The following is an 8,351-nucleotide window of genomic DNA, read 5'->3' as shown; positions in this document are numbered from 1 at the left end:
CGGTCTGCGCGTCGCGGTCGAGCCCGGCGTCTTCGTGCCGCGGCAGCGGACCGCGCTGCTGGTCGAGCAGGCGGTGGCGCTGCTGCGCGCCGCTCCCGGGGGGCAGGGGAGTCGTGCACCAGCACAGGCGCGGAACCGGCCGAGGAGGGAGTGCAGCCATGCCGCCCACCGACCCACGACCTGACGGTGACCGGCCCGGGGACGAACCGAGAGCCCGTGGACGCCGCGGGAGGGCCGTCGTCGCCGGCACCTTCCTCGCCGGACTGGCGATCGTGCTGGCGGTCCTGCTGCTCGTCCCGCGCTGCAGCCAGGCGGTGCAGGACAACGGGTCGGCCGTCGTCGGCCCGCCTGCGGTCGAGCAGGTCGACCCGCCGCCCGACCGGCCGTAGCGCCCCCGACACCAGAGAGCCCCGGTGGACCCGTCAGGACGGGTCCACCGGGGCTCTCTCGACGGTGGTGCGGTCAGACCCCGAAGCCCGCGCGGTCGATCTTGCGGTGGTAGCGGGTGCCGAGCTTCCCGCCGAGCAGCGCCCCGATCAGGGAGGCCAGCAGGGCGGCGACGCCGGCGACGATGCCGGCGGTGGTGGCGGTGTTCCCGCTGATCGGGATGCTCGGCAGGTTCAGCTGGGACAGCACGTTGTACTGCGCGCCCAGGACCGCGCCGAGGACGGCGAGCACGACGACGACCAGCAGGCCGATCAGCCACACGGCCAGCCCCTGGCGGGCGCCGTCGAAGCGGGCCATCCGACCGGCCACGTAGCCCCCGGCGAGGTAGGCGAGGAAGAGCACGACCAGCAGGGCGATGCCGCCGGTGAGGCCGATGGTCCCGGCCTGCGCGGTCGCCTGCTGGGCGGCCTGGTCGGCGTTCGAGACCTGGGTCAGGCCGAAGGCGACGCCGGCCGCTGAGAGGATGGCCAGCAGCAGGACGGCGAGGCCGTTGGCCGACAGCCAGCCGAAGAACGCCGCTCCCCACTTGATGCCGCCGTAGCGGGCGTGCTGGGCGTCGACGGCGTCCCGGGCGGTGCCGCGGGTGGCGTGCGCGCCGTCGGCGGTCGCCGTCGCGTCGAGGTCGGTTCGGGTGCGGTCGGGCGGGGTCATCACGTCTCCAGGTGGGGTACGGGGTGCAGGAGAGGCGTGCCCGCCGGGCCACCCTGCAAACGGAACGCGACGGGATCGTGTCATGTCGCACCGTCCCGGCCCGCGACGCGCGTCGGCCGGAAGATTTGTGGCACAGGGACCGGCTCAGCGCGCCGGTCGGACGATGAGAGCGGGTGACGAGAATCGAACTCGCACTGTCAGCTTGGGAAGCTGGACCAGTCGGGTGTGGACATGCAGTTCAGGGGCAGTACTAACGGTGACTGAGGTGGCCTCGTGACCTGTACGTGACCTAGCGGCTCCCCGTGACCTCGGCTGCGGCACGCTCACGGGCTGGCCGGGCAGCCTGCTCGACCGCCGCTGGCGTCGGGCCGAGGATGCCCTCGAGGGCCCGCGCGATCTCTTCATCCCGGTGGTCGGCTGCATGTTGGTAGATGAGCGCGGCGGCCGGTGTGGTGTGCCCCATCCGGCGCATCAGCTCCTTGGTGGTGGCGCCGGTGGCCGCGGCCAGTGTGGCGCCGGTGTGCCGGAGTTCGTGCGGCCGGACGGGCGGCAGGCCGACCGCTTCGACCGCTCGGCGGAAGGTCTGGCCGAAGTTGGCAGAGTGCAGGAAGGTGCCGGCGGCGGTGCCGAAGACCAGTGCCTCCGGGGAGTCGGACACGAAGCGCTTTAGGTGATCGGCGAGGGCGCTGACCACGCTGGCCGGCAGGGACACTGTGCGGCGCCCCGCGTCGGTCTTGGGGTCGCCGACCAGCCAGCGGCCATCGACGTACCGGACCGAGCGCTGCACACTCACCTTGCCGCCGTCGCGGACGTCCGACCGGCGGAGGGCGGTGGCCTCGCCGAAGCGGAGCCCACCGAAGGCCAGTACGAGGACCAGCGCTCGGTAGCGCTCCGTGCGTCGGTCCCGACCGAGATGATCGGCCAAGGCCTGCGCCTCCGCCGCGGTCAGCGCCCGGGAGGGTCGGGTGGCTTTCGGCGTGCTGGCGCCACGGAGCCGGCATGGGTTGGCCGCGATGACCTCGTCCGCAACGGCTACACCGAGGATGCTGCGGAGGAGCCGGTAGGCCTGGGCCAGCGCTGTGGGACCGGTGCGCTTCGCCGCCGCAGTGTGCCAGGTGCGGACCCCGGCAGGGGTGACGTCCCCGACCGGCACGTCCTCCCACTGTGGCGCCAGGTGGAGCCGCCAGAGGCCGGCGTAGAGGCTCCTGGTGCTCTCCCGTAGGTCGTCGCGGGCCAGGTAGTCGTCTGCGAAGGAGCCGACGGTGCGCTGACCGGCCTCGGGTGCTCGCCAGGTCTTCCGGACGAGGTCAGCCTGTGCGGTGGCCAGCCATGCCCAGGCGTCGGCCTTCGCCGTCCCGAAGACCTTCGATCGGCGGCGTCCGTCCGGCCCGACGTAGCGTGCGCGGTACCGACCGCTCGGCAGGCGGTCGACGGTCCCGAATGCGGCTCTCTTCGCCATCAGGTGACCCTGGCATGACCTGAGGAAGCTGCCAATGTCGTCTGTGGACAGCGCGGACTGCGCTCCCCAGCGACCCGAGCCTTCCTACTGCCGTGGAACACGCCCGCTGTCGATGAAGCCTTCCAGGGCCGAGCGCTCGAGGCGCACGTGCTTGCCGAGCTTCACGTAGGGGATCCGCCGTTCGCTGATGAGGCGGCGGACGAAGCGCTGTCCGGTGCCCAGGTAGTCGGCAGCCTGGTTGATGGTGAGCAGCTGACCGGAGTTAGCCAGGAGCGCAGGCTCGCGCGCCGACGTCTGTGGCGTCGCACTCCTCTGTGGGTTGTACCGGACCATGTTCAGCGGCCGCCTGTCGGGAGGGAGGCCCGACGACCTTGCGGAGCCCTCGGGTAGAGCCGGAACGTGCCGCTGAGGCGTGCACTGGCTCGGCGGGTGGCGCCTTCCGCATCCCGGTGCTGGTGCTGGTTGTGTCGCGGGTTCACGGCCGGGTCTCCGGATCCGAGGCGGCCTGGCCGTGCTGGGCGTCGATGAAGCTGCGCAGGTCGTCGGCGCGGTAGAGGACGCGGCGGCCGAGGCGGAAGCTGCGTGGCCCGGTGCCCTGGTGCCGCCAGTAGCGGAGGGTGGCGACGGGGGCGCGCAGAAGTTCGGCTGCTTCGGTGATGGTGAGCAGTTCGGGTTCGCGGTTGGCGGAGGGGCTGGTCATGGCTGGCTCCGTCTGGTCGGCTGGGTGGGGCTCCGTGGATCGGGCTGTCACTTGGAGAAGGCGCTTTTTTGGGGCGTTTACTGACAGCCCACCGCCAAAAGGTGCAGAAAGTCTCTGGTGAATATCCGGTGCTCGACCGCTTGACCTTGCAGAGCGCCGGGCGGGGAGGCGCCGGTCACCGGCCGAGGCTGGGGCCGGCGGCGGACCGGTTGGCCGACGGCCGCAGGTATCCGAGGGAGCGCTCGAGGCCCTCGGTCGGCCGCCGGACAGTGGCTGGGCGCTCCACGGCATCGGTGTTGCGGCGGCTGAGCCAGGCGTCGCGGTGCGCGGACAGCCGGCCGGGCGGCAGGGTGAGGATCGCCGGGTCGGCCTGCGCGCGGACGATGCTGGCCTCGGCGGCGGCCAGATCGACGCGAGTGGCGGCGATGTCGCGGTCGAGGCGGGTCAGCCCGCCGGCCGGGTCGGGGATGTGAGCGAGCCTGCCGAAGCGGCGGAGCAGGTCGTCCTGGCGGTTGCGAGCCTCGGCCAGCGCGCGCTGCGCCTGCCGGTGGGCGAGCTCGGCCGCGTCGGCGGCCGCGCACGCTGCGGCGTGCTCGGGATGGCGGTCCTGGGCGGCGCGCCGAGCGTGGGCGTCGAGTGCCGCGCGCAGCGCCGGGCGGTCGTCGGACCGGCCGGCGAGCTGGGCGATCTGGCGGGTGTCAGTTGGCAGATCCGGCAGGTGGGTTCGCCACCGGTGCGCCCAGTCGGTGAGCTGCTCGCCGGCGCGGGCGACGGCAGCGCGGCGCAGGCCCAGCGGCCCGGAACCGCGCAGCACCAGCGTTGCGGCGGTGCGTGCGGCCTCGCGGTCGCCGTCCCAGGCGTCGAGCAAGCCTTGGCGGATGCGGTCGGCCTCGGCGGCAACCAGCGACCCGCTCGCCTCGGCCCGGGTCGTGGCCTGCCGGGCGGCGGCTCCGGTGTGCCAGCAGGTGTCGGACAGGGCGGCCACCCGGTCGGCGGTGTCCGGGTGCAGCGCGGCGAGCTCGGCCAGCTTGTCCCGTAGTGACGTGTGGATGGCCAGTCGGGTCAGGCAGTGCTGCTCGGCCGTCCACAACTGCTGCAGCTCAGAGAGGACCTCGGCGAATTCGCGGGGTGGTGCGTAGCGGGCGACCTCGGCGGCGGCGAGCTCGGTGGCGTGGCTGGGGCCGAGGTCGGCGCGGTCGCGGCCGAACACGGCGATCCACTGCTCGCGGGCCTCGGCCAGGTCGGCGGCGACCAGGTGGGCGGTGTTGGCGGTGCGGCCGCGGGTCATGCCCACGTAGGCCGATGCGGCGCTGGTGTGCTCGCCGATCATGACGTGCGCGGCGGGAACGGTGTCGCCCTGGACGCCGTGCGCGGTGGTGGCATAGGCCAGCTCGACATGGGAGGTGACGTAAGTAGGGGACAGCACCCGCTCCTTGTACGCGGACGGTGTCACCCCGGCTGGGGTGACGTTCCCGGAGCTGGGGGTGACGGTGAGCCGGCCGTCGTCGTGAGCAGCGGTGACGGTCCAGATGTCGCGGTTGGCCACGCGAAGGGAGCGGTCGTTGCGGCGGGTGGCGATCCGGTCGCCGATCCCGATCCGCTGGCCGACCCGGGTGGTCACCGCCCGGGTGTCGTCGACCCGGCCGTCGGCGACCAGCCGGTCGCGGACGGCGGCGTTGAGCTGGTCAGCCTGCTCCTGGGTGTCCACGACCAACGCCACCTGTTCGCGGTCCCGGTGATGTGCGGCGGCAGTGGCGGCGAGCGCCTCCTGTAAGGCCGTTGGATCCGCGTGGAGGCGGACCTGGCCGCGGGCGGCCAGCGCGTTGAACACCGAGCCGGGCTCTTCCCCGCCGCGCATGGCCAGGGTCAGCTCGACGTACCCGTCGTCGGGAACGGTGGCGCCTGTCGCGTCGGTGCGGGTGAACCGGTGCACCTCATCCAAGCTCATGTGGGCGGCCGGGTCGACCTGGCGAACGGCGAGATCGAGTACGCCGCCGCGGCCGACCGCGGCCAGCTGCCGGCGGTCACCGATCAGCGCCACCCGCGCCAGGGATTCGTCGGCGACGGTGAGCAGGGCGCGGGCGGTGTCCTGGTCGAGCATGCCGGCCTCGTCGACCACCATCAGGTCCCCCGGCCGCAGCCGTGCGCCCTCTTCCGGCCCGGCATATCCGGCGCCTATGAGTGGGTCGCCGTCCTCGGGTGCCAGCCGGGTCCAGGTGCCGTGGTCGTCCCAGCGCCAGCCGTGCTGATACGCCAGCCAGGCCGCCGACCCGGTCCGGGTGCCGACCTCGGCGGCGGCCACCTTGGCCGCCTTCTGCGTCGGGGTGACCACCACCAGCCGCCGGCCTTGGGCCTCGAGCAGCTCACGGGCCGCCGCGAGGAGGGTGGTCTTGCCGGCGCCGGCCGCGCCCTCGACGAGGACCAGACCCCGGAGACCGGCGAGTGCGGTGGCCGCTGCTGCTTGGCCGGCGTCTAGCCGCGCCAGCACGAGCGGTGTCACTCCAGCCTCGGCCGCGAAGGCAACGGGAGCGCTGCGAGCGGCGAGCCGAGCGGTCAGGTCGGCCTCCACGTCGAGCACCGGCCGGGAGGTCCACGCCCGGATGTGCTCCGGCAGGCCCTCGCGCTCGAGTAGCGGCACGCAGGCGGCCATGGCGCGGGCGGTGAGGTCCTCGGCCAGCTCGATGCGCACCCCCGGGTCGGCGACGATGCCGGCGGCGGCGATGAGCTGCTCGACCTCGCCGCGGACGTCGGCGGCGTTCCACGCCGACCGGCCGGCTGCCAGCCGGGACAACACGGTGTCGACGGCAGCGTCGCGGTCCAGCGCGCCGACCGGCGCGGCCACCAGGTCGACCGGCTTGTCCCGGTCGCGGTAGCCGAGCGCGGCCAACTCGGCCACCCACCGTGCGGTGAGGTCCTCGCCGGGCTGCGGGGTGACCTTGTCCGGGCGGCCGTCGGCCCAGGCGCGGGCGTCCCACGCCCGGCGCAGCGCCGGCCCCGGCGTCTGGCCGGGGTTCGCGGCGGTCCACTCTTGCTCGTAGCGGTCCCGGTTGCGCCCGATCTGCACGGCCCGCGCGCTGAATGGGCCCACGTAGTCGGCGAGCTCCTGTACTTCTCCAGTTCGGTCGAGGGTGTAGCTGTGAGCGGCGAGCACGGCGCGGAAGGTCGGGTCGCAGGCGACCGCGGCGTGGCCGATGCCGTTGATGGCGCCGATGAAGTCGCGGACGCCGACGGTGTGCAGTCCCCGCCAGCTGTCGGCGGCGAGGACGCGGGTGTGGATCTGCAGGTGCAGGTGGCGATGCGGATCGCCGGCGCGGGAGGTGTGGTGGCGCACGGTCGCGGCCTCCAGCCGTTCGACGGGTACCTGCACCTGTCCCCCGCGGGGGCCGACGCGGGTGGTGGCGTGGCCGGCGAGCCAGCCGATGATTTGCTCGGCGGCGCGGTCCTGCGCGGCGTCGTACGCCCTGGCGATGTCGGGGTGCAGGGCGGCGGCCAGCGACCAGGACTTCGGGCCGTTGACGATCACCTCGACGAAGCGCACTGCCCGGTCGTCGGTGCGCAGCCGGCCCCGCGGTTCTGCGGTGTCGGGGTCGAGGCCGGCCACCCATGCCTCGTAGGCGTCGCCGGTCAGCGGCGCCAGCTCCGCCACCGGCCCGCCGGCGGCGGCGGTGTAGCGGCGGACGATGCCGGTGCCTTCGGCCAAGTAGTAGTCATCGGCTCGGTGCCGGCTGGCCTCGACGTAGTGGCGGGCTGCGGCCGGCGCGCCGGTGAAGAACTTGAATCCGCCGTGCATTCTCAATACCTGCCAGCAATTCCCAACGGGTCACCCCTAGAAATGGCGAAGGACCCCGCGAAGCGGGGCCCGAACTACCTTTGAAGGTAGCATTCGTGCCGTTCTCTAGTAAATCCTCGAGTGATGACTGAAAGTGCCGATGGTTCATGGCTATTTCGATTGGTGAGGTCGAGATGTTTGATACGACTGGCTACTACCGGCTTTGACGGTCTTGGCGCAGGGCCGGACGAGGTGGGCAGTACGCACTTCGTGTCCGCCGAGGTCCGCATGGCCCCCTCAAGCCCCTAGCAGCGGCAAGGTTGGGCATGGAGTCAGCGACAAGGCCCTCTCAGCGGTGGCGCGAGGTGTCTCAGAAGGCGGCATCAGGGACGCCCGTGTCGTGGGAGCCGGCCTGGCCCGGGGAAGGTGGTGACAGGATCAGGGGATGGAGGACCTGCTGCGGGATCTGACCCGGATCGCCTTGGCTGATCGGCCGGTGGGCGATGTCCTCGCCGAGATCGTGCAGGTCGCCGAGCGCGGGATCCCGGCCGCGGACTCGGTGTCGATCACGCTGCTGCAGGGTGAGGGTCCCTTCACCGCCGCCTACTCCGGCGAGTTGGCCCTGCATGCGGAGGAGCTGCAGTACGAGCGCGGCTACGGCCCTTGCTTGGACGCCGGCCGGGGTGGGGTGGTGCTCCGCGTCGATGACATGCGCACCGAGCAGCGCTGGCCCGACTACGCCGCCCAGGTCCTCCAATACGGCGTGCGCAGTTCGCTGTCGATTCCGCTGCCCTTCCAGAGTGCGGTCATCGGCGCGCTGGACATCTACTCGACCACGCCCAATGCGTTCGCCACCGCGAAGGCGCTGGATGCGGCGCTGACCGTTGCCGAGACCATTGCAGTCACCGTCGCGAACACCTACGCGCACGCCCGCCTTGACAACGAGGCGGTGACCCTGCGCCGCGCGATGGAGTCCAGAGCGGTCATCGAGCAGGCCAAAGGCGTGCTCATGGCCCAGCGCGGAGTGGACGCCGACCAGGCGTTCGAGATCCTGCGGGAGGCCTCCCAGCGCTACAACCGGAAACTGCGGGACATCGCCGCGGGCATCGTGGACTCCGTACAGGCCCGCAACAGGTAGGCACACCGACAACCAGCCGCGCGAGCGCGGCAACGTCGAGGTCGTCCTCCCCGCACCGTCTACCCTGCCTGCGGCGCGTTGGACCGAAGGACAGGGTGAGCTCAGTGATCGACCCCCTGAGCTCGCTGTTGCGAGCCGCTCATCTGCTCTCCCCGGTCGATCTGGCCAGCACCGTGGCGGCGCAGGC

General features: G+C 72.6%; 7 protein-coding genes and 1 pseudogene. 3 read left to right on the top strand and 5 right to left on the bottom strand.

Features of this window, described 5'->3' with window-relative positions:
- Together CNO22_RS29440 and CNO22_RS23550 are read left to right on the top strand one after the other, a co-directional pair.
- A pseudogene (locus CNO22_RS29440) lies at nucleotides 1–184 on the top strand (hypothetical protein); the annotation flags it as partial.
- Complete coding sequence (locus CNO22_RS23550) at nucleotides 159–389, top strand: hypothetical protein (RefSeq protein ID WP_100501694.1); 231 nt, start codon at nucleotides 159–161, stop codon at nucleotides 387–389. The pseudogene CNO22_RS29440 and the gene CNO22_RS23550, both read left to right, overlap by 26 nt.
- Before the next feature lie 73 nt (nucleotides 390–462).
- Here the strand turns inward: CNO22_RS23550 and CNO22_RS23545 are convergent, their stop codons facing one another.
- The 5 genes from CNO22_RS23545 to mobF all read right to left on the bottom strand — a co-directional run bounded on the left by CNO22_RS23545 (nucleotide 463) and on the right by mobF (nucleotide 7,047).
- Entirely contained in the window at nucleotides 463–1,098 is a 636-nt protein-coding gene (locus CNO22_RS23545) for a hypothetical protein (RefSeq protein WP_100501693.1), read from the bottom strand.
- A 289-nt stretch (nucleotides 1,099–1,387) separates the two neighbouring features.
- Complete coding sequence (locus tag CNO22_RS23540) at nucleotides 1,388–2,557, bottom strand: site-specific integrase (RefSeq protein ID WP_100501692.1); 1,170 nt, start codon at nucleotides 2,555–2,557, stop codon at nucleotides 1,388–1,390.
- An 84-nt stretch (nucleotides 2,558–2,641) separates the two neighbouring features.
- On the bottom strand, nucleotides 2,642–2,890 hold the full coding sequence (locus CNO22_RS23535) for a helix-turn-helix domain-containing protein (protein WP_100501691.1): 249 nt from the start codon (nucleotides 2,888–2,890) through the stop codon (nucleotides 2,642–2,644).
- 142 nt (nucleotides 2,891–3,032) lie between these two features.
- Nucleotides 3,033–3,257: a helix-turn-helix transcriptional regulator gene (locus CNO22_RS23530; RefSeq protein WP_100501690.1), complete on the bottom strand. Its 225-nt coding sequence runs from the start codon at nucleotides 3,255–3,257 to the stop codon at nucleotides 3,033–3,035.
- Between the two features lie 175 nt (nucleotides 3,258–3,432).
- The gene (mobF, locus tag CNO22_RS23525; protein WP_100501689.1) at nucleotides 3,433–7,047 is read right to left on the bottom strand and encodes a MobF family relaxase; all 3,615 of its coding nucleotides are present in this window, start codon (nucleotides 7,045–7,047) and stop codon (nucleotides 3,433–3,435) included.
- A 424-nt stretch (nucleotides 7,048–7,471) separates the two neighbouring features.
- Here mobF and CNO22_RS23520 point away from each other — a divergent pair, with 424 nt between their 5' ends.
- Nucleotides 7,472–8,164 (top strand): GAF and ANTAR domain-containing protein, encoded by a 693-nt coding sequence (locus tag CNO22_RS23520; RefSeq protein WP_100501688.1) that lies wholly within the window; start codon nucleotides 7,472–7,474, stop codon nucleotides 8,162–8,164.
- Nucleotides 8,165–8,351 lie beyond the last annotated feature (187 nt).

Source organism: Geodermatophilus chilensis, from assembly GCF_002802985.1.
GTDB classification, from domain to species: Bacteria; Actinomycetota; Actinomycetes; order Mycobacteriales; family Geodermatophilaceae; genus Geodermatophilus; species Geodermatophilus chilensis.
Note: the sequence above shows the minus strand (reverse complement) of the source record. Positions and strands in the feature narration are given on the sequence as shown.